At 40.1% G+C, this 25782-nt stretch carries 17 protein-coding genes; 10 read left to right on the forward strand and 7 right to left on the reverse strand.

Translation table 11 applies throughout. The features are described 5' to 3' along the window. Positions 1–95: 95 nt before the first annotated feature. The 6 genes from HII17_RS10245 (at position 96) to HII17_RS10270 (ending at position 10654) form a co-directional block, all read left to right on the forward strand. Positions 96–3230, forward strand: coding sequence for an efflux RND transporter permease subunit (locus HII17_RS10245; protein ID WP_169075273.1), 3135 nt, complete (start codon positions 96–98; stop codon positions 3228–3230). Positions 3231–3239: 9 nt separating this feature from the next. Next, positions 3240–4286: an efflux RND transporter periplasmic adaptor subunit gene (locus HII17_RS10250; protein ID WP_169075274.1), complete on the forward strand. Its 1047-nt coding sequence runs from the start codon at positions 3240–3242 to the stop codon at positions 4284–4286. A 90-nt stretch (positions 4287–4376) separates the two neighbouring features. Further along, on the forward strand, positions 4377–5444 hold the full coding sequence (locus HII17_RS10255) for a trypsin-like peptidase domain-containing protein (RefSeq protein WP_169075275.1): 1068 nt from the start codon (positions 4377–4379) through the stop codon (positions 5442–5444). A 119-nt stretch (positions 5445–5563) separates the two neighbouring features. Next, on the forward strand, positions 5564–6505 hold the full coding sequence (gene metA, locus HII17_RS10260; protein ID WP_169075276.1) for a homoserine O-acetyltransferase MetA: 942 nt from the start codon (positions 5564–5566) through the stop codon (positions 6503–6505). A gap of 1 nt (position 6506) precedes the next feature. Next, the gene (metH, locus tag HII17_RS10265; protein WP_328824520.1) at positions 6507–10205 is read left to right on the forward strand and encodes a methionine synthase; all 3699 of its coding nucleotides are present in this window, start codon (positions 6507–6509) and stop codon (positions 10203–10205) included. A 197-nt stretch (positions 10206–10402) separates the two neighbouring features. Further along, positions 10403–10654 carry a hypothetical protein gene (locus HII17_RS10270; protein WP_169075278.1) on the forward strand — a complete coding sequence of 84 codons (252 nt, stop codon included), beginning with the start codon at positions 10403–10405 and terminating at the stop codon, positions 10652–10654. Here HII17_RS10270 and HII17_RS10275 read toward each other — a convergent pair whose 3' ends face one another. Beyond that, positions 10655–11617 carry an alpha/beta hydrolase family protein gene (locus tag HII17_RS10275; protein ID WP_169075279.1) on the reverse strand — a complete coding sequence of 321 codons (963 nt, stop codon included), beginning with the start codon at positions 11615–11617 and terminating at the stop codon, positions 10655–10657. A 128-nt stretch (positions 11618–11745) separates the two neighbouring features. Continuing rightward, a complete protein-coding gene (locus HII17_RS10280) occupies positions 11746–13752 on the reverse strand; it encodes a methyl-accepting chemotaxis protein (protein ID WP_169075280.1) in 2007 nt (668 codons plus the stop codon). A 269-nt stretch (positions 13753–14021) separates the two neighbouring features. Between HII17_RS10280 and HII17_RS10285 the strand changes: the two genes are divergently transcribed. Continuing rightward, complete coding sequence (locus HII17_RS10285) at positions 14022–14588, forward strand: HutD/Ves family protein (protein ID WP_169075281.1); 567 nt, start codon at positions 14022–14024, stop codon at positions 14586–14588. A gap of 65 nt (positions 14589–14653) precedes the next feature. Here the strand turns inward: HII17_RS10285 and HII17_RS10290 are convergent, their stop codons facing one another. Together HII17_RS10290 and radA are read right to left on the reverse strand one after the other, a co-directional pair. Next, a complete protein-coding gene (locus tag HII17_RS10290; protein ID WP_169075282.1) occupies positions 14654–16879 on the reverse strand; it encodes a S9 family peptidase in 2226 nt (741 codons plus the stop codon). A gap of 137 nt (positions 16880–17016) precedes the next feature. Continuing rightward, a complete protein-coding gene (radA, locus tag HII17_RS10295) occupies positions 17017–18378 on the reverse strand; it encodes a DNA repair protein RadA (protein WP_169075283.1) in 1362 nt (453 codons plus the stop codon). 165 nt (positions 18379–18543) lie between these two features. On the opposite strand from radA, the gene HII17_RS10300 reads away from it, so the two are divergent. Next, positions 18544–20994, forward strand: coding sequence for a PilZ domain-containing protein (locus HII17_RS10300; protein ID WP_169075284.1), 2451 nt, complete (start codon positions 18544–18546; stop codon positions 20992–20994). 46 nt (positions 20995–21040) lie between these two features. On the opposite strand, the gene serB is transcribed toward HII17_RS10300, so the two are convergent. Beyond that, the gene (gene serB / locus HII17_RS10305; protein ID WP_169075285.1) at positions 21041–22045 is read right to left on the reverse strand and encodes a phosphoserine phosphatase SerB; all 1005 of its coding nucleotides are present in this window, start codon (positions 22043–22045) and stop codon (positions 21041–21043) included. A gap of 107 nt (positions 22046–22152) precedes the next feature. Here serB and HII17_RS10310 point away from each other — a divergent pair, with 107 nt between their 5' ends. Continuing rightward, complete coding sequence (locus tag HII17_RS10310) at positions 22153–22761, forward strand: AhpA/YtjB family protein (protein ID WP_169075286.1); 609 nt, start codon at positions 22153–22155, stop codon at positions 22759–22761. Here HII17_RS10310 and HII17_RS10315 read toward each other — a convergent pair. Then, positions 22737–23528: a TatD family hydrolase gene (locus HII17_RS10315; RefSeq protein ID WP_169075287.1), complete on the reverse strand. Its 792-nt coding sequence runs from the start codon at positions 23526–23528 to the stop codon at positions 22737–22739. The genes HII17_RS10310 and HII17_RS10315 overlap by 25 nt on opposite strands. 349 nt (positions 23529–23877) lie before the next feature. Between HII17_RS10315 and HII17_RS10320 the strand changes: the two genes are divergently transcribed. Further along, positions 23878–24555 (forward strand): PEP-CTERM sorting domain-containing protein, encoded by a 678-nt coding sequence (locus HII17_RS10320; RefSeq protein ID WP_169075288.1) that lies wholly within the window; start codon positions 23878–23880, stop codon positions 24553–24555. A 103-nt stretch (positions 24556–24658) separates the two neighbouring features. Here the strand turns inward: HII17_RS10320 and HII17_RS10325 are convergent, their stop codons facing one another. Beyond that, the gene (locus HII17_RS10325; RefSeq protein WP_169075289.1) at positions 24659–25780 is read right to left on the reverse strand and encodes an HDOD domain-containing protein; all 1122 of its coding nucleotides are present in this window, start codon (positions 25778–25780) and stop codon (positions 24659–24661) included. Between the last annotated feature and the right edge of the window lie 2 nt (positions 25781–25782).

The raw sequence follows: 25782 nt of genomic DNA on the forward strand, positions 1-25782 counted from the left end.
TAACGCATTTTTATGGTCGTTAATCTGATCTCGCTCCTTTTTTGCATGCCTATCCGCTACTCTTGCCGCCAAGTTAGGATGACCTGAGTCTGAACATGAATTTAACCCGTACCGCATTAAAAAACCCCGCCGCGATAATTGTCATCGTGGCCTTGGTGATGGTGTTTGGTTTGTTGAGCGTTTTTAAACTGCCGATTCAGTTAACCCCAGATATTGAGCAGCCTCAAATTTCAATATTTACTGGTTGGCGCAGTGCCGCTCCAGAAGAAATGGAGTCAGTGATTATTGAGCCATTAGAAAATGCGGTGAAAAATACTCAAGGGGTGACTAAAGTTACGACTAATATTCAGCGCGGTTTCGGCAATATCACGCTGACGTTTGATGTTGGTGCCGACATGCAAAAAGCCATGTTGGATGTTATTAATAATTTGAATCAAGCACCTCCCTTACCATTGGATGCTATCGAACCAGTTGTATCTGCAGGTGGCGGTCAAGGTGGCCCTCAAACTGCGTCATTAATGATCAAAACATTGCCTGATAACCCCAATAAAGATTTAGGTAAATATCAAAAATTAATTGAAGACGTTGTTCGTCCTCGTTTCGCTCGTATCCCAGGCTTGGCACAGGTTAATTTAGCAAGCCATCGTCCGCGAGAATTACGCATTACCTTTGATCCGTTAAGAGCTGCTTCACTAGGATTAACTATTGGTGATATTAGCTCAACGATTGCTCGAGCCAATGACGTCTCTGGTGGCACTGCAGATGTTGGTCGCCGTCAGTATACGGTGCGCTTTGCCGGTAAATATAGCGTTGAAAACTTAACGGAAATGATTGTAGGTTATAGTGGTAATCGACCTATCTATTTGAAAGAAGTCGCGACGGTTGAAAATACGCTTGTTGATCGATTTGGCTTTAGCTGGCGAAGTGGTCAACCTGCCTATTACTTTACGTTAACACGTCAAAATGACGCTAATACCGTCGCATTGCTTGATGAAATTAACATCGCGATAAAAGAGCTCAATGCTGGCCCAATGAAAGATGCCGGCTTAACGATTGATTTAAGTTTTGATTCTTCAGTACATATTCGAAATGCTCTTAAATTAGTGAAGAGCAACTTAGGCTTAGGAGTATTGCTTGCACTAATCATTTTATGGCTTTTTCTGCGAGGACTGAAAAATACGCTTATCATAGCGACCACTATTCCAATTTCACTTATGGTGTCATTCGTTGCTTTAAGCTTATTTGAGCGTAGTCTCAATGTAATATCTCTAGCAGGTTTGGCCTTTTCTGTAGGTTTAGTACTCGATGCTGCAATTATAGTGCAGGAAAATATTGTCCGTATGCGCAGTATGAAAGGTGGCAAGGGCAATAGTGATGATAAGGCGGTCATGCGTGGCGCTATGCAAGTTACCGGAGCGTTATTTGCTTCTACAGCAACAAGCGTCGCGATATTTTTACCTATTTTATTTATGAAAGGGATTGAAGGTCAGTTGTTTTCTGACCTTGCTTTAACACTTTCTATAGCGGTTATTGCTTCTTTAGTGTCTGCGATAACTGTACTACCAATAGCCAGTAAATATTGGCTCAAGAACGCCAAAGAGATAGACCCTTTTGATCATTATTGGCAAAAGCTGACAAATTTAGTGATGCGCCTAACCAACAGTCCGATAAAGCGCTTTAGTTGGATTGGCGTTCTTATTGGCGGTTCATTATTAGTTACTGTGTTATTACTACCTAAAACTGATTTTATGCCACGTGCACCAATCGATGGATTTTTCTATAGCTTAAATATGCCACCAGGTGGCAATGTAGATTTTGTTGAAAATGAAATGGCGGACTTAGTGAAGTCGAGGTTAGCGCCTTATTTATCGGGCGAAAAACAGCCTAAAATAAAGAGCTATAACTTTTACTCTAACGGCTCAGCCAATACCGGTGGTTTCATTTATGCTGATGACCCAACACGTGTCGATGAGCTGATGAATATCGTTCGCACTGAAATTTTCAAGGGATTACCTGATACACAAGCATTTTTGTTTCGCGGTTCTATGATCAATGTATCAGGTGGTGGCAATGGCCGAACCGTCGATATTGATATTAACGGCCCTGATATAGAAACCCTGATGAAAGTCGCGCAAGTAGGGATAGGGGCAATTAATCAAGAAATGGCCAACACCACCGCGTTTCCAATTCCAGGACTAAGCTTATCTGAGCCTGAATTAAAGTTAGTGCCAGATGATCAGCGTATCACTCAAGCAGGGTTAACTCGTCATGATGTAGCTAATGCGATTCGTGCATTTACCAGTGGCTTATTTATCAATGAATATTTTGATGGTAACGACAGGGTTAACGTGATTTTACGTGGTGATCAGTGGAATACGCCAGATGAGTTAGCAGCCTTGCCAATTCATTCGCCATTTGCCGGTATTCAAACCATAGGCGAACTTGCTTCAATTACTCGTACAGCGGGCCCAACTCAGTTACGTCGTGTAGATGGTAAACGAACGATAAGTATTCAAATATCGCCGCCTGCAGATATGTCATTAGAAGAAGCACTTATAATTTTAAATGACAAAGTTGTGCCAAAAATGAAAGCAGAATTACCTGCTGACTCATCAATTTTACTTAGTGGAAATGCGAATAAAATGGCCGCAGCTATTAGTGATATGGTGCAGAATTTCGTATTGGCATTAATTATTCTGTTTTTACTAATGACTGCATTGTTTAAATCAGCCAGGGATAGCTTATTAGTCCTAATGGTAATGCCGCTTGCTGTTGCCGGTGGGGTATTAGCACTTAATGTATTGAATATGTTTAGTTTCCAGTCATTGGATTTATTAACAATGATTGGCTTCATCATTTTGCTTGGCCTAGTAGTGAATAATGCGATTTTGCTTGTTGATCAAACACGCCAAGCACAAAAAGAAGGTTTATCGACACGTCGTGCTGTTGCGCAAGCCGTTCGAGTGAGAGCTCGTCCAGTGTATATGAGTACCCTTACCAGCTTATTTGGTATGTTGCCATTGATGGTTATGCCCGGAGTTGGTAGTGAAATTTACCGCGGTTTAGCGACCGTTATTGTTGGCGGCATGGCAGTAAGTGCAATATTCACGCTAATACTTTTTCCTGCGCTACTGCGTTTAGGTGAACCTAAAGCCACACAAGACAGCAGTGATGGCGACAACGTTGAAACTTTACACCCAACCCCACAACTTAAAATTAGCAACAGCTAGGAGCTAGATATGAATAAATTATTAAAACAAACGTTATTCTTTTTAGGAGTGGGTTTGAGCTCGGCAGCATTGGCTAATACGCCCGCTCCTAGCCCAGTTAAAGTGGATAAAGTCACCAGCGTTTCGTTAGAGGCAACGGCGAATTTGATGGGCACTATTTATAGTAAAATGCATGTACCAATGACCGCTGGTATTAGTGGTAGAGTGGAGTGGGTTGCAGAGCCGGGTAGTTTTGTTAAAGCTGGCGAACCATTGGTAAAAATGGATATGTTACCGCTGGAATTAAGAAAGGCGGAACAAGTTGCTCAAATGAAACGGGCTCAAATCAATGTTAAGTATTTGTTCAATGAAGTTGAGCGTTTACAAAAACTACGTAAAACAAATGCGGCTTCGCAATTTCAGCTAGATCAAACAAAATCTCAGTATGATTTAGCATTAGCTGACAACGAAATTGCTGAATTAAAGCGTAAACAAATCGACGATCAAATTGCTCGAGCAACCGTTAATGCGCCTTATGACGGAGTAGTAACAGAGCGGGTTATTCTGGCTGGAACTGACGTCAACCGAAGTGATGTGATTAGTAAGTTTTTAGATACAGAGCACCTTGAAGCAAGAGTCTATATTCCTATTAAATACTTAGCATTTTTGCGCCGAGGCAATGAAATTAATTTAAGCAATGAGCAGCAACAAATTACCGCGCCGATTACAGCTGTGATCCCGAGTGCTGACCCTCGCTCACAAACGTTTGAAGTAAGAGTGGAAATTCCAAATCATGCAAATAGCCAATGGGCAGCAGGCCAGTTGGTAAAAGTTACTGTACCGGTCCAAAAAGCAGACCCGTCATTAACCGTTCACCGTGACGCGTTAATCTTAAGAAAAGACGGTACTTATGTGGTTAAAGTCAATGCCGATAACACTGTAAAAAGACTGCCAGTTACAGTAGGAAAAGGAAGCTTCGATCGTGTAGCAATCGTGGGTGAATTAGGTGATGGCGATACAGTCGCTATTCGAGGTGCTGAAAGGTTGCGTGACGGTCAAAGTGTAGTTATCAACTAATTCGGTAATAATTTGGCTTAACTTGCAATCTACAATAATGGCAATTTGTGTTACATTTAAAGGATAACAATAACTAATTAGCTGTTAATCTTGAAATTATTAGATTTTATTAAATATATAGTTCAGTCGGCAAGCTACGGCGTACTTGCCGCTGTCATTCTTATCTTATTGGTTCCCGAGCTTCGCACCCAGTTAGCCAACTCTACCTTTGTACAAGGCGAACCAACAGAAGAAGCTCCATTATCTTATGCCAAAGCGGTTAACCGAGCAGGTCCTGCGGTCGTTAATATCTATTCAACCGATATTAATAACTCAAGAAGTTATGCTCGAACTGCGAGAAATAATACCCGCTTAGGCTCTGGCGTAATTATGGACGCCAATGGTTATATCTTAACAAATTACCATGTTGTGCAAAATGCGGATCTAGTCTCGGTTTGGCTACAAAACGGTCAGCGTTATGACGCAGTACTTATTGGTTTTGATATTTTTACTGACTTAGCTGTACTTAAAGTTGAGGCGACTAATCTGCCTGTTATTCCACAACGCGAAGATTTAGATTCGCTTTCTGGCGACGTTGTACTCGCCATTGGTAACCCGCTTAATTTAGGTCAAACAGTTACTCAGGGGATTATTAGTGCAATAGGACGGAACGGTTTAAGTAGTACGAGTTATCTGCAGTTCTTACAAATGGATGCTGCGATAAATGAAGGTAATTCTGGGGGGGCTCTAGTAAATACAAATGGCGAGTTGGTAGGAATAAATTCGCGAAAATTTACACAACGTAACCCTCAACTCAATGTGCAAGGTATTTTCTTCGCTGTGCCTTATAAACTTGCCAACAAAATTATGCAGAAAATTATTGAGCAAGGTCGAGTGATTCGTGGTTGGTTAGGTGTGGATACAAGGCAGTTGCCCGCTAATAATAAGGGTTTCATTATTACCGCAGTTACGCCAAATAGTCCGGCATTTAAAGCTGGCCTTAAAATAGGAGATTTAGTATATCAAATTGATGATATTGCTATTACCGACGTGCCTCAAGCATTAGATATCGTTGCTGAAACACCACCAGGAACAACAATTAACATTGGTTTGTATCGTAAAAATCAAGCGCTGACTATACCGGTCGTGATTGCGGAACTAAATACTATTCCGAAATAGGTTTTTATATATTTCGGTAAATTATTTTAGACGTCTAAACGTTTAGATGTTGACATATCTAGAAATCCAAGGCACATTTAGTGAATTGAATGTTCGCTATTGTTACCCTTGGATTTTTTATGCCGATTAAAATACCTGATCAGCTACCTGCCTTATCGATTTTAGATAATGAAAATATCTTCGTGATGTCTGAACATCGCGCAGCTAATCAGGATATTCGTCCAATGGAAGTGGCTATCTTGAATTTAATGCCAAACAAGATAGAGACAGAAGTTCAAATTCTTCGCATGTTATCGAATACGCCTTTGCAGATTAATATTGATTTAGTACGTATTCATGCCAATCCTTCAAAAAATACTCCAACGTCACATTTGGATGCTTTTTATCGGCTATTTGATGATATTAAAGACAAGCAATACGACGGTATGATTATTACGGGTGCACCGCTTGGTTTAAAGGATTACGAAGACGTTAGTTACTGGAACAAAATTCAAGAAGTATTCGAGTGGGCGCAGAGCAATGTCGTATCGACTATGTTTTTATGTTGGGCTGCACATGCGGCTTTATACCATCATTACGGATTAAATCGCCAAATTAGAAGCAGTAAGTTATCAGGTGTTTATCGTCATGATGTCGTTGAGCCGCACGAGAAACTTACACGTGGTTTTGATGATGAATTTTGGGTACCGCATTCACGTTATGGTGAAGTTACCGCAAACGATTATCAGTCAATCGCTGACTTAAACGTTTTAGCACAATCACCTGAAGCGGGCGTATATTTAGTGGCTAGTGAAGATAAACGACAAGTGTTTGTTACAGGGCATCCTGAATATGATCCAACAACTTTAGATGAAGAATATTGCCGCGATGTTGCAGCCAAGATTTCGCCTGCTGTCCCAGTTAATTATTACCGAGAAGATAATCCAAATAACGCGCCAATGAGCAAATGGCGCAGTCATGGTAGTTTGTTGTTTAATAATTGGATCAACTACTATGTATACCAAATCACCCCTTATCAATTAGATGCTGAGCATATTCAGACATCGATCACAGGAGAGTAACGTGCAGCAGTCAGCATCGTTCAAGCAATTACAGCAAGCTTTATCAAAACGCATTCTTATATTAGATGGTGCGATGGGCACTATGATCCAACAGCATAAGTTTGAAGAGCAAGACTATCGTGGTGATCGTTTCTCTGATTGGCATTGTGACGTAAAAGGTAACAATGACCTGCTCGTACTCACTCAACCTGACGTGATAAAAGATATTCACCGCCAATATTTGGCGGCGGGCGCTGATATTCTTGAAACCAACACTTTTAACGCCACAACTATCGCGATGGCTGACTATGATATGGAAAGCCTAAGCGCCGAAATTAATTTAGTTGCAGCGCAGCTGGCACGTGAAGTAGCGGATGAATTTAATCAGCAAAACCCGGACAAGCAGCGTTTTGTTGCAGGTGTACTTGGGCCAACAAACCGTACATGTTCAATTTCACCAGATGTCAATGACCCAGCATTTCGTAATGTGACATTTGATGAGTTAGTTGAGGCATATAAAGAGTCAACACAAGCGTTAATTGATGGTGGTTCAGATATTATATTAATTGAAACCATTTTCGATACGTTAAATGCAAAAGCGGCAATTTTTGCGGTGGAAACCGTGTTCGCAGAGCGAAAATTAAAATTACCAGTGATGATTTCTGGGACGATTACTGATGCCTCTGGCCGAACGTTATCTGGTCAAACTACAGAAGCTTTTTACAACTCATTGCGTCATGCAAAGCCGATTTCATTTGGCCTGAACTGTGCGTTAGGTCCGGTAGAGCTGCGCCAATACGTAGAAGAGTTAAGTCGTATTTCAGACGCAGCAGTATCGGCACACCCAAACGCGGGTCTACCAAATGCTTTTGGTGAGTATGATTTCACTGTTGAAGATATGAATGATCATGTTAAAGAGTGGGCCGAGTCTGGGTTTTTAAACATTATTGGTGGTTGTTGTGGTACAACGCCGGATCATATACGTGGTATGGCAGAAACTGTGGCTAGCGTTACACCGCGTGAAGTTAAAGCACGTGATATTGCTTGTCGTTTATCTGGCTTAGAACCGTTAACTATTAATAAAGAAACATTATTTGTTAACGTCGGTGAACGTACCAATGTCACTGGCTCTGCAATATTCCGCCGTTTAATTACCGAAGAGAACTACGATCAAGCAATTGCCGTTGCCTTACAGCAAGTTGAAAATGGCGCGCAAATTATCGACATCAATATGGATGAAGGTATGCTCGACTCAAAAGCTGCCATGGTGCGCTTTTTGAATCTTATCGCTGGTGAACCTGATATCGCCAAAGTACCCATCATGCTTGATTCTTCCAAATGGGATATTTTGGAAGCAGGCTTGAAATGTATACAGGGTAAAGGGGTAGTTAACTCAATTAGCATGAAAGAAGGCGAAGAATCATTTCGTCAACAAGCTGAACTGATCAGACGCTATGGCGCTGCGGTTATAGTGATGGCCTTTGACGAAGTTGGTCAAGCAGATACTCGAGAGCGTAAGTTCGAAATATGTCAGCGTGCATACAACATTCTGGTCGATGAAATAGGGTTCCCACCTGAAGACATAATTTTTGATCCAAATATTTTCGCCGTTGCAACGGGTATTGATGAGCACAACAATTACGGCGTCGACTTTATCGAAGCGGTAAAAGATATTAAAGAGAACCTGCCTTACGCTATGGTGTCTGGCGGTGTGTCGAATGTCTCTTTCTCGTTCCGTGGTAACAATCCCGTTCGTGAAGCTATTCATGCAGTATTCCTGTATCACGCGATTAAAAATGGCATGGACATGGGGATTGTTAATGCCGGGCAATTGGCTATTTACTCGGATTTACCTGAAACGCTGAAAAAAGCCGTAGAAGACGTAGTACTTAATAGTGATGAAGGTGCAACAGAGCGTTTATTGGAAATTGCTGAAGCATATCGTGGACAAGCCGGTGGCAGTGGTAATAAAGCTGATTTGGCATGGCGAGAATTGCCGGTAAATAAGCGATTAGAGCATGCTTTGGTTAAAGGTATTAATGAATTTATTGTTGAAGATACCGAAGAAGCTCGCCTTGCTGCATCACGTCCTTTGAATGTGATTGAAGGACCATTGATGGATGGTATGAATGTCGTTGGCGACTTATTTGGCGCTGGTGAAATGTTCCTGCCGCAAGTGGTTAAATCTGCGCGAGTGATGAAGCAAGCAGTAGCTCATTTGCAACCCTATATTGAAGAAGAAAAAACTGAAGCTACATCAAACGGTAAGATATTGCTCGCTACGGTAAAAGGTGACGTTCACGATATCGGTAAAAACATTGTAGGCGTAGTTTTACAGTGTAATAACTATGAAATTATCGACTTAGGCGTAATGGTTTCTTGCGAAGAAATTTTACGTGTCGCCAAAGAAGAGAATGTTGATGTGATTGGCTTGTCAGGCCTAATCACTCCGTCACTTGATGAAATGGTACATGTGGCTAAAGAAATGACGCGACAAGGTTTTGAATTGCCATTACTTATTGGCGGTGCAACGACATCAAAAGCCCATACCGCGGTCAAAATAGAGCCACAATATGAGCACCCTGTAGTTTATGTACCTAACGCTTCACGTTCGGTATCAGTTGTGAGTGCATTACTTTCGGATGAGCTGCGACCTGACTTCGTTGCCAAGCAAAAAGCTGAATATGTCAAAGTGCGTGATCGCCATAATAATAAAGGACCTCGTTCTACCTTAGTGTCGCTAACCGAAGCACAAGCAAATGCAGCGCCAATTAATTTTGATAATTACACGCCGGTTGAACCTAAAAAGCTGGGGGTAACCGTTCTTGATGAACTTGATCTAAACGTGGTGCGAAACTATATCGATTGGACCCCATTTTTCATGACTTGGCAGCTATCGGGTAAGTACCCGAAAATATTGCAACATGAACTGATTGGCGAAGAGGCAACTAAGCTGTTTAACGATGCCAATGCCATGCTTGATGATGTGATAAACAACCAAAAACTTAAAGCCAAAGCGGTAGTGGGCTTATTCCCTGCGCTGCGTGACGGTGATGATGTGCATTTATATGCCGACCAAGCTAAGTCGCAATTGTTAATGACTACCCATCATTTGCGACAGCAAGGTAAGAAGACACAGGTTAACCAAGGGAAAACGCAATACAACCGTTGCTTAGCGGATTATATCGCTACCGAACAAGATGGCGTTGACGATTATATGGGCGCATTTGCAGTATCAGCCGGTTTCGGTTGCGACGAGTTGGTAGCAAAATTTGACGCTGAGCATGACACTTATAATAGTATCTTAATGAAAGCAGTGGCAGATCGTCTCGCTGAAGCAAGTGCAGAATATTTACATGAAATGATCCGTAAAGAATACTGGGGTTATGCATCAGATGAAAACTTTGATAATGAAGCGTTAATTAGAGAGTCTTATCAAGGTATTCGCCCTGCGCCTGGTTACCCTGCTTGTCCTGAGCACACTGAAAAAGGCAGTTTATGGCAGCTGTTAGATGTTGAGAACAACATTGATATGCAACTAACGTCGAGTTACGCGATGTGGCCTGGCGCCGCGGTAAGTGGCTGGTACTTTGCACACCCTGACGCTAAATACTTTGCCGTCGCTAAGATTGACCACGATCAAGTGCAAAACTATGCTGACAGAAAGGGCTGGGATTTAGATACCGCGGAAAAATGGTTGGCGCCAAATTTAGATGACTAATTCTTAACTCGTCTTATCTTTGCTATAGATAAAATCTACTTTGTAGAAAGTGCGCACATATACTTACATATAGCGCGCTTTTTTGTATATAAGCCTTATTACTTTGGTTAATGACGTGCCTAATCTATGTTTGTACTCACACCTTTTTATTTTCGAGTATTATCTCCCTGAGCATATCGAAAGGATTAACTAAAATAATGGCAAAACCACGTAAAAAGCTACCTGAAAAGTCGGTTGATATTTATTGCAGCAAATGCAATAGCCAGCTTTTTCAATATAAAAAAGGTGGTAAGGGCGCTTTGGTAAAGTGCTTCAAAGAACGTATTACAAAGGACTTCACAGAAGCACTTTGTACGTGCCCAAACTGTCAGCAAATATTTGCTCGTGACACTTTAGTGCGTGGTACACCTGCTTTTAAGATGATTGGTGGCAAGGTGTGGTTTAAGTAATTATAAATATTTTTCAAGCCACTGGTGAACTTCAGTTAAATATTCATTTTGAAATTTTCTTAAACTGTGTGTGCCGCCTTTATAGATGACTAACTTATTAGGGTGTTTGGCTTCTTCCAATTTTTTAGCTAGCTGCTTAGATTGTTCAACATTTACACGCTTATCATTATCACCATGAAGCAATAGAATAGGGGCTTTGGGTAAGTCGCCTAACCAACGAATTACTGAACGTTTTCTCAATTCTTCTTCGCGATTTTCTTTAAAGTTAGGGACAAGCCAGGAGTATATCTTTTCCATTTCTGGTCGCCATTTTAAAGCTTTTGAGGTATCCGAATTCCCCGCACCAGCGATTATTGCTTTGACTTCTGGTAGCTGTTTGGCTGCTAAATAAGATTGCATGACACCTCGGCTCCAGCCGAACAAAGCAATACGAGATGTATCAGCATTAGGTATTTCCTTAGCCAGCTCAACTAATTTCACTACGTCATTAATATCGGCACCGCCAAATTCATCCTTGCCATTGTTTTTTAGCCAACGGCTAGCACCACGATATTGGCTGGCAAGCACAATGTATTTATTGCTGGCGACAGGCGATAATTTTAGCATTTTGCTACCAAATATCATGGGGTGTTTAGGATTACCACCTCGGTTATAAATGACAATCGGTAGCTTTTCGTCAGCAGTTTGCTTTGGTTTTATGTAGTAACCCGATATGGTTAATCCATCTACTTGGTAAGTAAAATCAATACACTCTTGCTTTTGCTTAAATTTGTTATATTTTTCGCGAGTGAATGTGGAAAACTTTTCTTTATTAAATTTTGGTTTTTTCTCAGCAAGAAAATTCGCCCATTTTTCATGGCTCTCGAAAGCTCCGCGAAAGCAGGATTTAGCGTTTTGAATTAAGTTTTCAGCGTAAAGGGAAGGAGAAGCGATTAGCAATAGAATGCAAAATATGCGGGTCATTTTAAATTCCTTTTAATTGAGCTGCCTATAGTAAAACAGGGGACGTTCACGCAGTCAAACTAATTGATTTATAGCTAAAAATTAAAAAGGAGCCATAAGGCTCCTTATTGGTGGAAATAATAATTTAGTTAGACGCTAAACTGAGAAATAGTTTTATTTAGGTCTTCAGTAATTGTCCGCTGCTCATCACTTTTCGCCGCCATTTCACCCGTTTGAGCAACGGTTGTATCGGCCAGTTCATTAACCGCAACAGTTTGACGTGTAATTTCATCAGAAGCAGAGGCTTGCTCACGAGTGGTTGAGGCAGTTTCGTTTGACTGCTCTTCAATTAACGAAATAGCTTGGTTAATTTGAGTAAGCTTTTCGTTCACTCGATTGATGATATCGGTGCCTTGCTGAGTTCTATCACGGCCGACATTCATTGCCTCAACTGCTTTTGAAGCGGAAGTATGAAGCTTGGCAATAATGTCTTCGATTTCTTCAGTAGAATCTTGAGTGCGGCTAGCCAGTGTTCTTACTTCATCAGCTACTACTGCAAAGCCACGACCTTGCTCGCCAGCACGGGCCGCTTCGATAGCAGCGTTCAACGCTAGCAAGTTAGTTTGTTCTGCAATGCCTTTAATCACCTCTAGCATTGAGGTAATTGATTGTGAGTTTTTGTGTAGCTCTTCGACGACATCTGAAGCGGTTGATACGTCACTGGTTAAGTCAGACATAAGTCGCGTTGCATTGTCTGCTAACTGCTGGCCTTCGGCAGACTCATTGGTTGCTTGAGTTGCATACTCTAGTGCGGTTTGTGCGTTATCTGAAATGCCATGAATAGTTTGGGTCATTTCTGTAGCTGCCGTAGCAATTTGTTCAATATATCCTTTTTGCTCAGTAACATTGCTAGCAAAATCGGAAACGAGGGCACTTACATCATTTGATTCACACAAGACCTTTTCCGTTGTGGTATTGGCTTGTTTGATAATGCTTTGGATGTTTTCAACAAACTGGTTAAACGAATCACTTAACTGACCAAGTTCGTCATTTCGGTCCATATGGATACGTTGCGTTAAATCGCCATCACCTGTAGCAATATCATCCATAGCGACAACGATCTTGCTTAATGGATTAGTTAACAGTTTTTGAATGGCAAAAACCGTTACGCCAGCTGTGATCAAAATGATTAAAATAACAATAGTCGCTGAGCCCCATATTGCGCTATTAACAGGGTCATCAATAACATGTTGTGGGACCATAAAACCAACACGCCAGTCTAGTTCCATCGAATCATCCTCAATATTGGTAACAAATACTAAGTAGTCTTCATCTTGCCAAGTGACATGGGTAAGCGTTTCTTTCTGGTTTTCAGCTATCTTCATTAATTCACTAAAACCATCTGCGCCAGCAATTTCGTTATCAACCACGTTCAATTTCGGTAGTGTGCTCATATCGATGCGGTTTTGTTTATCTGGGAAAGAAATTATTTGACCGTCAGAAGTAAATAAAAAGCCATACCCTAAACCTTGGAACTTCATGGTATCAATTAAGCGACTACGAATTTCTGATGCCAAAATGTCGATACCCATGACACCTAGTAATTGCTTACTTTCGTTATAAACTGTGGTTTTTATCGAGGTAACAATCGAGCCGTCATTGGCGTCTATTTCAGGTTTTGTAATGAATAATCGGTCACGCTTTAGCGCTTCAAACCACCAAGGGCGCTTGCTGGTAAAGTAATTTTCATCATTGTATCTGCCATTGATGTCGAAATATTCATGCGTGGCTTTTGGTGCATAAAAAACTGATTTTATAAGTGGGTCGTGTTTAGATTCATTTTTAAATAATTGAACCATTTGCTGGTATGCTGGATCTGAATCTATTTCACTCCCTCGTTCAGTATAACCTTCAAACCAATCATTAACGAAGGTGTTACCTTGTAGCGCGGTGACAACACGAGAGCGCTCTCTAAAGAATTCATGAATACCATTAGATGCTTGTTGAGTTGAAATGCGAATGTCTTTTAACACTGACGATTCAACATTGGCAGCGCGTTCGCTGGTCACGGTTATTGCAACAATAATGGCAATAACGGAAATGATACTTGATACCGATAATAGTACTTTACGCACCACTGATGGTCGATTGGTCATATCTCACCTTTTATTTATTAATTTAGAACGAGAACGCCTTCACGAATATCCACTCCATGATAGTTAGCTATTAGCTATTGATAATCCATTTGTATTAGTTTGAAAGGCTCGTTGCGCCGTAAATCTATTTTTTTATGTATTGTACTCGGCAGCACGATAGCTACATCTTGACGAAATAATGATTCCTTGTCACGTCAATTTTATTCACCTATGACATTTTAATGACATTATGCTAGCGTGCGCATGCAAATTTAAAAGAAGGTTTGAAAATGTACAAAATATTATCGCCAGATAGCTATCAAGTTACCCCGTGGAAGAATGGTAAAGGAGAAACCGTAGAACTTGCCATTAACCCTGGAGGTACATTAACTGATTTTCAATGGCGCATTAGTATTGCAACGGTAAGTGAAGATGGTGTGTTTTCAAACTTTTCAGGCTTGCGCCGTGACTTGTTTTTAATTGAAGGTAAGGGTATCAGCTTGACTCATGATAATGAACAAACTGATGTGCTAGATGAATTGTTATCTGTGGCTACATTCGATGGCGGTTCAACAACCGTAGGTAAGCTTAAAGCAGGTACGATAAAAGACTTAAATTTGATGACTGCTACAGGGAAATATCAAGTGAGCACCGCGAGTCTAATTGCTGCTCAGCACTACCCATTGCCTAGTGAAGATTTATGTTTTGTATATTCTCATGAACACGACGTTGTTTTTCGCAAAGGTAATAGCAACGTAGTGTTACCACAAGGGCATCTATTACAAGCTGAAAATGGTTTATCGGGATATGCAGTAACAGGAAAACGTTTACTTATCATTCAATTAAAATCTGTTTAACACATTGCTATCTTAACAATAAAAAAAGCAGGCCTTAGCCTGCTTTTTGTTTCGCATTGAAATGCTTATTTAAAATGACGATTGAAAAAGTTGACAATAGTGTTGTTCAAATGCACTTTAACTTTTTTACCGCGCATACTGTGCTTACTACCAGGGTAAGTCATCAATTCAAATTGCTTGTTCTTATCTTGCATGGCTTTTATCAATTTAGTGGTATTGGTAAACAACACGTTGTCATCTGCCATTCCGTGATAAACCATTAGTTCACCAGATAAGCCATCGATATATGGAAAGACACTGCTTGCTTCATAACCATTTGCATTCGCATTAGGGTGATTTAAATAGCGCTCTGTGTAATGTGTATCGTACAGCATCCAGTCGGTAACAGGTGCACCTGATACGCCAGCTTTAAAGTAATCTCCTGCTTTAAACATGGTCATCAGTGCCATATAGCCACCGTAAGAGTGACCATAGATGCCAATACGCTCTTTATCGACATAAGGCAGTGTATGAAGGTATTTAACGCCAGTAATTTGGTCTACAACTTCAACTTCACCTAGCTTTTCGTAAATAGGAAACTCAAAACTTGTACCGCGGTAGTTCGAACCTCGGTTATCTAATTGAAAAACTACGTAACCTTGTTGAACTAGATATTGAGTTAAATATTCTTTTGAGCCCCATTGATTAGTGACACGTTGTGCATGTGGACCACCGTAAACTCGCACGATTACAGGGTACTGTTTACCCGGTTCCATGCTTTGCGGTTTGTATAATTTGTAATACAGCGTTGTGCCATCGTCTTCTGTTTTAAGAGAGCCGAATTCTGGTGTTACCCAGTTGGTTAAATAGGGAGTGATAGGATGGCTTTCATCAAGCTTATTTTCTGACAACCAAGTAACATGTTCGCCAGTAATTTTATGCAGGCTCACTTGCTTAGGTTGTGCAATGCTTGAATAATCATCGATGTAGCTTTGGTTGTCGCTAGAGATAAACACATTATGGTAACCATTACGCTTGGTGACTCGCACTACGTGTTCCGGCGACTTTCCTGACAATGGCGCTTTGTATAAATGTCGCTCAAGTGGCGTGTCGGCACGGCCCGTAAAGTAAACCCAACCGTTTTCTTCATCGACACTTTTAAGGCTATCAACAACCCACTCGCCTTTGGTTAGTTGCGCAACGAGCTGGCCTTTTTTGTCATAGCGATATAAATGTTTATAACCATCGCGCTCTGATGCCCAAATAAACCCACCGTCGCTTAAGAATGACAGATCTTTATGTAAATTAATCCAATGTTCTGATGTTTCTGTAAGTAAAACGTGTTGACGACGTTTCTCAGTATTGTAACGTTTGAGTACTAACGTTTTTTGATCGCGGCTTTGCCATTGATAGCTCAAGTGCTTGCTATTAGGCAGCCATTTTACGCGTGGAATGTAAATGTCTTCGTTATCACCGGTATCAATAAATCGTATTTTTTTGCCTTTAACATCTACCGTTGCTAATTGAATTTTAACGTTATTAGTGCCTGTGGCAGGGTAGCGTTGCTCGATGAGCTTTATATCTTCAGCATAGATTTCATTACGAATAGCCACTTGTACTGGAGACTCATCAACACGCAAGAATGCTAACTGCTTTTCGTTTGGTGACCACCAATAGCCGGTCATGCGATCCATTTCTTCTTGCGCGACAAATTCTGACATGCCGTTTTTGATTAAACCGCCGCCGTCCTTGGTTAATTGTCGCTCTTTACCTGATTCAATATTAATGACGAATAAGTTTTGCTCGCGAATAAACGAGACAAAATTACCTTTAGGTGAAAACTTAACATCGGTTTCAAATGCTTCGGTTTCTGTTAAACGTTTGGCTGACTTCTCAGTTAAGTTGTAGTAGTAAACATCACCATTTAATGGGAAAAGTAAGGCGGTACCGTCACTTGAAAACGTATACTCCATGATGCCTGAACCGTATACTCTTTGACGCTCACGACGAGCTTTTTCTTCATCAGATAAATTTTCAGGCCCAGAAAATATATCGTTAGAATCTACTAGCAGGCTATTTTCTTGAGTTGCAAGGTTGTATTCCCATAGATCATAACGAGATGAGTTTTCTTGCTTTCCTTGCAAATATGTCACACGTTTACCGTCAGGAGAGAATTTTAATGATTTTGGTGTTTGGCCACTTAATGCTGGCGAACTATAGATACGGTCTAAAGTTAATTGTTCGGCGCTAGCACTTAATGTGATTAACGAGCAGCTGATCACAAATGCTGCGTGTTTTAATATCGACTTCATAGTAAACCTGTATACAACTGGGTTTAAATTCGGAGTGGCATTACTGCTAATTGTAATGCCGCATAAAAGTGGCGAAATAGTAGCAAAAATAGCGTGCTAAGGTTAGTGTTAATTCGTAACCTAATGTCTATTTTGTATTAAATTGCTTCTAGTGCCTGACTTAATTTTTTCACGCCGATTACTTCCATACCTTCAATAGGCGTTTTCGGGACGTTGTTAAAAGGCACTATCGCGCGCTTAAAACCATGTTTAGCTGCTTCGTTTATGCGCTCTTGTCCACTTGGTACCGGACGAATTTCACCAGATAGGCCTACTTCACCAAATACCACTAAATCTTGAGGTAATGCCCGATCTCGAAAGCTTGATACTAAAGCCAGGAGCAGTGCTAAATCGACGCTGGTTTCTGCCACTTTCACTCCGCCTACGACATTAACAAAAACATCTTGGTCATTCATTTGTAAGCCGCCATGTCGATGTAATATTGCCAGCAACATGGAAAGACGATTTTGCTCAGCTCCTACGGCGACACGTCTGGGGTTGCCAAGTGCAGAATGATCAACTAGCGCTTGAATTTCCACGAGCAAAGGTCGTGTACCTTCCCAAAGTACCATTACCACGCTACCCGGCGTTTGCTCTTCGCCTCTGTTGAGAAATATAGCAGATGGGTTTTTAACTTCTTTTAGCCCTGTACCTGTCATGCCAAAGACCCCAAGTTCATTAACGGCACCAAAACGGTTTTTGTGTCCTCGAAGGGTGCGATATCTAGAATCGGTAGAGCCTTCGAGCATAATTGAGCAATCAATACAGTGTTCTAAGACTTTAGGCCCTGCCAAACTGCCGTCTTTAGTCACATGGCCAACAAGAATCATCGCGACATGGTGTTGTTTGGCAAATCGGGTAAGAAACGCGGCACTTTCTCTTACTTGAGATACACTGCCTGGGGCTGATTGAATATCGCCCATGTGCATAACTTGGATAGAGTCGATGACCATTATTTTTGGTTGTTCGCGTTCAGCAATATGACAAATATTTTCAACGCTTGTTTCCGACAGCAGCTTAAGTTTGTCGGTAGCTAAGCCTAATCGCTTTGCCCGCATTGCTACTTGCTGCAGCGATTCTTCACCCGTGATATACAAGGTAGACATTTGGCTAGCCAAATGACACATGGTTTGTAACAGTAGCGTACTTTTTCCGGCGCCAGGTTCGCCACCAATTAATATGGCGCTGCCAGGTACAATCCCGCCACCCAATACGCGATCAAATTCTACAAATCCAGAAGAAAAGCGTGGTAGCTCGGTTAAATCAATGTTATCTAACGTTTGAACTTGCGCATCAATGGTACCTGCAAACCCTGAAAAGCTGCCGCCTCGACCTGCTGCTTTGGCTTGGCGAAATTCAGAAATAGTATTCCAAGCTTTGCATTCTGTGCACTGACCTAACCAACGTGTAAAGTCAGCTCCACACTCGGTGCATACATAAGAAGTTTTGTTCTTAGCCATAGTTGTCCTTTAAGGGCATAGATATTGCTTTTATTTTGATAGTGTTTAAAAATTGGCACCAGATATATTTTATTGAAAACTGGTTTGATTTATTCTGTAGTGAATTAAACTTCATTAATTAAACAACCATTTTTGTATTGCCATTGTAATGATAAATGAGCGTAAATGACCAAAGATTTTTCTCAATATAGTAGCATCATTGAGCGCTTTAGAGGGCAGGTGAATCAAAGCGAGTTTGAAGCTAACTTCACGCACGCAACTAAAAGCATCGCAAAGACTGAACGTTTCTTATTAAAAATGGAAATAAAACGTTTGGCGCAACCGTGTACGCGTTTAATTGATTTGCGAGGTCATGTTGATGGTGAGTGTAAAGCATATGAGCATGATAAACGTACCCACTTTTTAGATGATATTGCGATAAAAGTTTATCAAGACAATGTTTCAGCTTATGGAAGTTATACCTTTGGAGTTTATGAGGCGGTAAATAATACCGAAAACAATTTTCGAGTAATTTACCAACGAGAAAAGTCAGGTGATCTTGCACCTGCAATAACTAAACAAAACAAGCCCAAAGTTTTTGAAAAATTACAGTATCCGGCTAAGTTTTATCAGTTTGGAAATTACGCGGATCGTAAAGAAGAGCGAATGAATTTCGCTATTCCTATTTTAATTACCTTAACCAATGACATTACTATCGAGGCAACGAGCTCAGATATTAGTGTTCACGGCTGCCGCTTTAAATTTAATGAGCCTCAAAAGATTGCCGTTGATGATGTTATACAAATCGAATTTACTGGATTGACTCAAGATTTTCAGTTTGGCCAGCAATCAATATTTGAATATCAGGTTAAAAACTTAGAGCATGAAGACAACATCCAATTTATTGGTGTTCAGCGCCTTTTAGATAAGCCTAAAGATGGCTTCAAGCAATTTCTTGCAGGTTATATTCAGGGGAATAAGCGCCGATATAAGATTAATTTAGACAATACTATTGCTGCTCTTCAAGCACGTAGTTTGGAGCAATTTACCTTACCTAAATCGAATGAATTGCCAATTTTTATGGAGGCAAGTGCAGGTGAATATGCACCTCGCTATGCGCTTACTTCGAATAATAATCAAAGTACGTATCAATATTGGCAAGACGAACTTAAACACAATACATTGCATTGCTTGGTCAGTAGCAGTCGTGTTGAGCGGCTGTTAAGGGCGGCAAAACTCGGTCGCTCGTTAACGGTCTATAGTTTCATTCACCAAAGTAAAGGTAAGTCGTATTTTTATACGGCTGATGAAAAACAATTAAGCCAAGATAAAGGCTTTATGAATCAGTTTATTGGTTTTGCTGCATCGAAGCCTTCATTTGCTGTAACACTATTAACTATTTTGTCACTAGATAAGGCAAAGGCTTATTCGCCATTGACGTTGGCCAATACTTTGCCGAAAAAAGATGAGTATCTTAATTTACCGCCCTCTGAAGATATTGAACAACGTTTATCACGCACTCCTTATGTTGTTGTCGCGCTTGATATTACCGATGAGCAAATTCGACAAGAATATGCTCAACTGAGCTTTGAAGATATTCAAACGAGTAAATTAAAGTCATTTGGACATATACGACTCACGTCACCTCCTGTTGTTGATGAGCTTGGCATTAACTACCGTAATCAACGAATTGAGCCAAGATTTGTATATAAAACGCCTGTCGAAGTTGAAGCAGACGGCGTGAACTGGATAGGAAAGTCGCAAGATTTTTCGGTGTCTGGATTAAAAGTTCATTTAGAAAAGTCAGCGGTGCTAACTAAAGGGGAAATTGTTAATGTCAGCTTCCCTAATCTGCAAAAAATAACTTCAAGCTTTGAATTAAAGTCGCTGCCATATGAAGTCATGCGTATTAATAAGAAAAAAAATATTCTTAATTTACGGGTGCATGTTGAAAAGCATCAACATATTGGTAGGGCATTTTTTAAAGTGCTCATTGAAAAGAACAAAGACAAGCTAACAAAAGATGAATATGCGGATATGAATCCTGGTTTGTCTAAGGCGTTGCGCTCTATTTATGCGCATACATTGAATGTTCCATCTTTGTTTATTCAAACCAGTGGAAGCCGTTATAAAATTGAGTCGATAGGTAGCAGCAGTAATCAACTGCCATTGCTAAATCAAATGAAAGCCTTAAGTGATCGACCCAATCATTACAACTTATATCCGTTGTTGAATAATCAACAAGCGATTAGCTTGATGAGCAATACGCTGAAGAAATTACAATCAGGTGATGCACCTATTACTGATACTTTGTATATATCGATTAAACATGAATCGGAGCTTATCGATAGTGCGGTCACAACTAAGTTGGCGAGTGAATTAAAAACCACAAAACTTCGTAAGATGTTTATTGATAAAGCACTTAACAACGGACGCTTTTATTGCATTCTAGTGAAGCTTTCTCGTACAGACGAACCCGACATGGAACATTTAAACCCAGAATTAAGTTACATCGGGTCTTATGCGATTCACCGAGGCAAACAAATTGAACAAGAAATATGGAGTGTCGCCGGTGTAATACAGTGTTTTGATATTACGCAAGAAGTGATACTACGCCATCAACTACTGCTTCAATAAGCGTAAATTGATGGCGATTACTGGCTAGCAAACCTGATTCATTTGGTTAAGCTAGCCAATGCAACATGCAATCTAAGCCCGAATGACTAATACTTGAATCTGCTTGCGCCAAAACTAATGGTTTAGCTTTATAAGCAACGCCAAGATCTGACGCTGACATCATCACTAAATCATTAGCTCCATCGCCCATTGCGACCATTTGGCCAGCCTCAATGTCGTATTCCTTAGCGAGTTTTCCTAGCGTTTGTGCTTTAACATTAGCATCAACAACATCACCTAGTACCTTACCGGTGAGCTTTCCATCAATGATTTCTAAAGTATTTGCAACGGCAGCATCTAGCCCTAATATATTTTTTAAGTGATCGGCGAAATAGGTAAAGCCCCCAGACGCGATTGCAACTTTCCAACCATGCTGTTTCAGTACGTCGATTAATGGCAATAAACCTGGCATTAATGGTATGTCATTAGCCACTTCAGCTAAGATAGATTCAGAGGCACCTTCTAATGTAGCCACGCGCTGATGCAAGCTTTGAGCAAAGTCGAGTTTGCCTTGCATAGCCAATTCGGTCACTTCTGCTACTTGCTCGCCGACACCTGCTAATTTTGCAATTTCATCGATACATTCTATTTCAATTGTCGTCGAGTCCATATCCATAACTAATAACCCAGGCTTGGCAAGCGTTGGCGCATTTTCGACAATTGCAGCTTCTATATTATTCGCTAATGTAAAAGTCACTAATTTTTCACGGGCTTGAGCAATATCTTCGCAAGCTATTGAAAACCTTATACTGGCTTGGTTGTTTCGAGATACTTGCTTTAAAAGTGTTACTGGCGTAATTCCACATTGAGTAGTTAGCTCGGTAAATTGTGCTATAGAAGTATCTGAGAAAATAATAAGTTCTAGCGAGTTATTGGCTTCATCGCCAGCAGAAATTATCCATGCTTGAGCATTTTGTAATAAGGTTGCAGGTAACTCAGGAGAGAATTCTTTAATAACTTCGGCCCATGTTTGGCTGGTGTTTGTTGGTAATGAAAGAGGGCTGTTATTCATTGTTACAGAATTTCCTATCAGTAATTGTCTAGTTAATGATTTTCAAAACACATCTAAAGCACTATAGTGATAGTAGATGGAAGTTTTTTAGCAGTTACGTGTTGCTTATGTCGCAAACAGATTTGCCTTTATACCCTAAAATATCGTCGATATATAATAAAATTCTGCAATTAGCTATAGCAATTGTGTTGATCATCGTATTATTGAATTTAATTATTGATAGCTATAGCCGTCAGTCCTCACTTATAGAGCGTCAACAGCAAGTTTATGGGGATGATTACATTAATCAGGCTGCTCGCTCGACTTTAGTTATATTAGCTAAACGCAATAAAGCATTATTAAAAGAACATATAACACAATTAGCTGTCCCGGAATTTATTGAGCAAGCCATACTTTATGATGAAACCGGCCAAACTATTGCGCAATCAGGTCTCGAACAGTCGGTTAATCAAATTTACGGTATCGGTGAACATTTACCCGATAAAAGCGGTAATAGACAGCCGTTTGTTATCGAGTTAAGAACCGATAAGTTATACGGATATTTGCGCTTAACGCTAATGAATAATCAACGACATGAAGATCTGAAATTAGCCAATGAAAACAACCAGGAACTTACTCGATTAATGTTATTAATGGCTGGGCTCGTTGGTTTTTTACTTACTCGTGGTTTGAGTCGTTTTAGTCGCCAAGGCTACCGAGTTAATTCAAAAAGTTGATTGATATTTTCTTCCATTTGCATTGCTAGCTGCTCTGCAGATTCTTCTCTTATCGCTAATAAATGTTCAAAGACGTTGATAATGCGCTTGGGGTGATTGGGGTGACCTTGATAACCTGCCAACGGCATTGATGGCGCATCTGTTTCTAGCACGAGACAGTCGATTGGTAGTTTTTTGACTGTTTTAATTGTTTTTTCTGCCCTAGGATAGGTGATTGTGCCGCCAATCCCAAGTTTGAACCCTAAATCTAAATAGTGTTTTGCTTGCTGGTAACTTCCTGAAAACGCGTGAATAATCCCTCCACTTTTTAATTTCGCTTCTTTGAGACATTTGACCGTTTCTGGATGCGAACGCCGGTGATGAACAATAACTGGTAATTGGTGTTTATTTGCCAACATTAGCTGAAGTTCAAATATTTCGATTTGCTTTGTTAAGTTTTGTTTTTCCTTGGCTATTGTGCCGTCAATACCCGCTTCGCCGAGTGCGATTAATTCGCTTTTGTGTGTTGATAGCAGTTCATCGAGTAAATTGATTGAATCAATGCTGATATCATCTAAATACCAAGGGTGAATGCCTAAGCATGGATAAATTGAAATATCACTTTTGACAGAGGTTAGCGCTAGCACTTTAGTCCAATTTTGTGGCCCGACGCTAGGTACTATAATTCGTTTGATATTATTCCGTAAGCATTCAGCGAGTACAACGTCAATGTTACTGGAAAGTTCTTGAAAGTCTAAATGGCAATGGCTATCTGTGAAGGTATGCATATTAAATATGTAAGCAAAATCATAATCAGTGTACTCAAAGTGTGGTGAAGCCGTCAATTTTAGCGAAAAACACATTATTGATAAGGCATCTAATGTAGACTTATTATGGGCTGCTTAAAAAATATTTTCTAAAACAAGCTTTAAAAAAAATTGTATCTAAATATACCAAACAGCTTTGAACTCAATCTATTTCAAATTAATAATTTAAAAACTCTCCTGTCGAACTTATTTACATTAATAGTTATAAAGAGTGACCATAAATGCATAATCGCTTGTTTTATATGGGTTTATGGTTTTGGAGTGATTATTGCTTTATTGGTGATTAACTCCATTAAAAAGGAATTACATAATGAAATTATTAAAAACCTTGCTAGCTTTTGTTCCTATTGTATTTGCTGCTTCAGTGTCGGCAACTATTATTACCTTGGATTTTGAAGGGATAGGTATTGGCGCTGACATAAACGACTTTTACAACGGTGGCACCGATTCGTTAGGCAATTCAGGTATTGATTATGGTATCTCATTCGCAGATGCAATCGCATGTTTAGATTCAGACGCTGGTGGTAACTGTAATTCTGCTAATGAACCTAGTCCAGAAACAGGGATGATTTTTCTCAATAATGATTCTGCTATTTTAAATTTGTCGTCGGGATTTGATACCGGCTTTTCTTTCTTTTATTCAAGTAACAGTTCAGCTGCGACAGTATCAGTTTGGAGTGAAGAAGGAGCTACAGGTACGCTGTTAGGTTCTATTGACTTTGGTAATAACCTTGGTAACTGTAGTGGCGATCCAAATGGGAATTATTGTAATTGGGATATTGGTTCAGTAGCGTTTTCAGGTACAGCGAAGTCTATCGACTTTGGTGGAACGGCAAATTTTATTATCTATGATGATGTTACTTTTGGTTCGGTAGATCCAACTTCAAGTAACTCTGTGCCAACCCCAACAACTATTGCGCTTTTTTCAATCGCTTTATTTGGTTTAGCTTATAGAAATCAAAAAAGCTTAAATAGAACTGGTGCATAGATAAATATACATCTGTGCTATAAAAGCTCTTATCTTGGACATGTGAACACGCAGGATAAGAGCTTTTTTCTTTCTTAATGCCTGTTAAAGCTAACCTTTTTCTCTACATTCTTAACTTATCTGCACGAGCTTGCAGTTTTTCTAACACTGACTCTAGCTTAAACTTATCAATAAAGGCGGGAGATAAATCTCGCTCTCTAATTAATGCGTCGGCAATATATATGGCATGTGCAACACCAAAAGGCTTTTTAATCAGCTTTTCCGGCTGGTGATGTAATACAACTGCTTCAATAATTGGGTAAGGGAACCCCCACATATGCAATAAATAGCCACCAAGATGCGCGTGGTCGGTAGCAAATATTTTTTGCTCAAGCAAAATATTGTCACTGCTATTAAAGCGATTTTGTATAAATTTTTTAGTTTGCTCAGCATTAATTTCAAATAATACGAGCTTTCCAATGTCATGTAACAAGCCCGCTAGTAGTGCATTTTGTTTAAGTTCTGGTTTCACAATAGATGCTGCCAATCTTGCGGTGCCTAGACTGTGCATTTGTTCTTTTTCTATTGAAAAATCGGGAATATTAGGCTCGTAAGCAAATAATTCCGCAGTCATGACAATACAACATAAGGTGTCTACGCCCATTTTGGTAATGGCGTCAGTAATGCTACTTAAAGCTTTACCTTTTGACATGGCAGAGCTATTTACAAATTGCAATACTTTAGCGACTAGTGCCGGATCACGACTAATGATTTCCGCAATTTTCTCAGAGTCTGTTGATTCTTGTTTTAAGAGCGCATTAAGTTGCATGTAAACTTTAGGTGGACTAGGTAACGCTTTAACTTCGTTAACCGCTTTGACAATTACTTTTTTAGTAATGGCATGGTTATTCGGAATAATTGATTCCAATAACTCTACAAGACAGGCAGGGCGAATAGGACTAACAAGCTGTGAATGAGCACCATCAATTTCTTGTTCTTCACCATTGTCAGTAACAACAATTCTAATCGCTAGTGGAATAAGCGTTGTTATTTCCTCTAGAAATGCTGAGATACTAGTCTCTGATAGCTGTGAATTTACAACAACAACATCGTATTTTTCATTGCCAACAAGCTCTACAGCTAAGCTGGCAGTATCAACCATACTAAGTTGATGACTGCCACGGCTAAATATTTTCTTGAGTGTAGCCTGATCGGTACTATTGGCACCGACAAGTAATAACTTCATTG

The organism is Thalassotalea algicola, assembly GCF_012932965.1.
In the GTDB taxonomy this organism is placed as follows: Bacteria; Pseudomonadota; Gammaproteobacteria; order Enterobacterales; family Alteromonadaceae; genus Thalassotalea_F; species Thalassotalea_F algicola.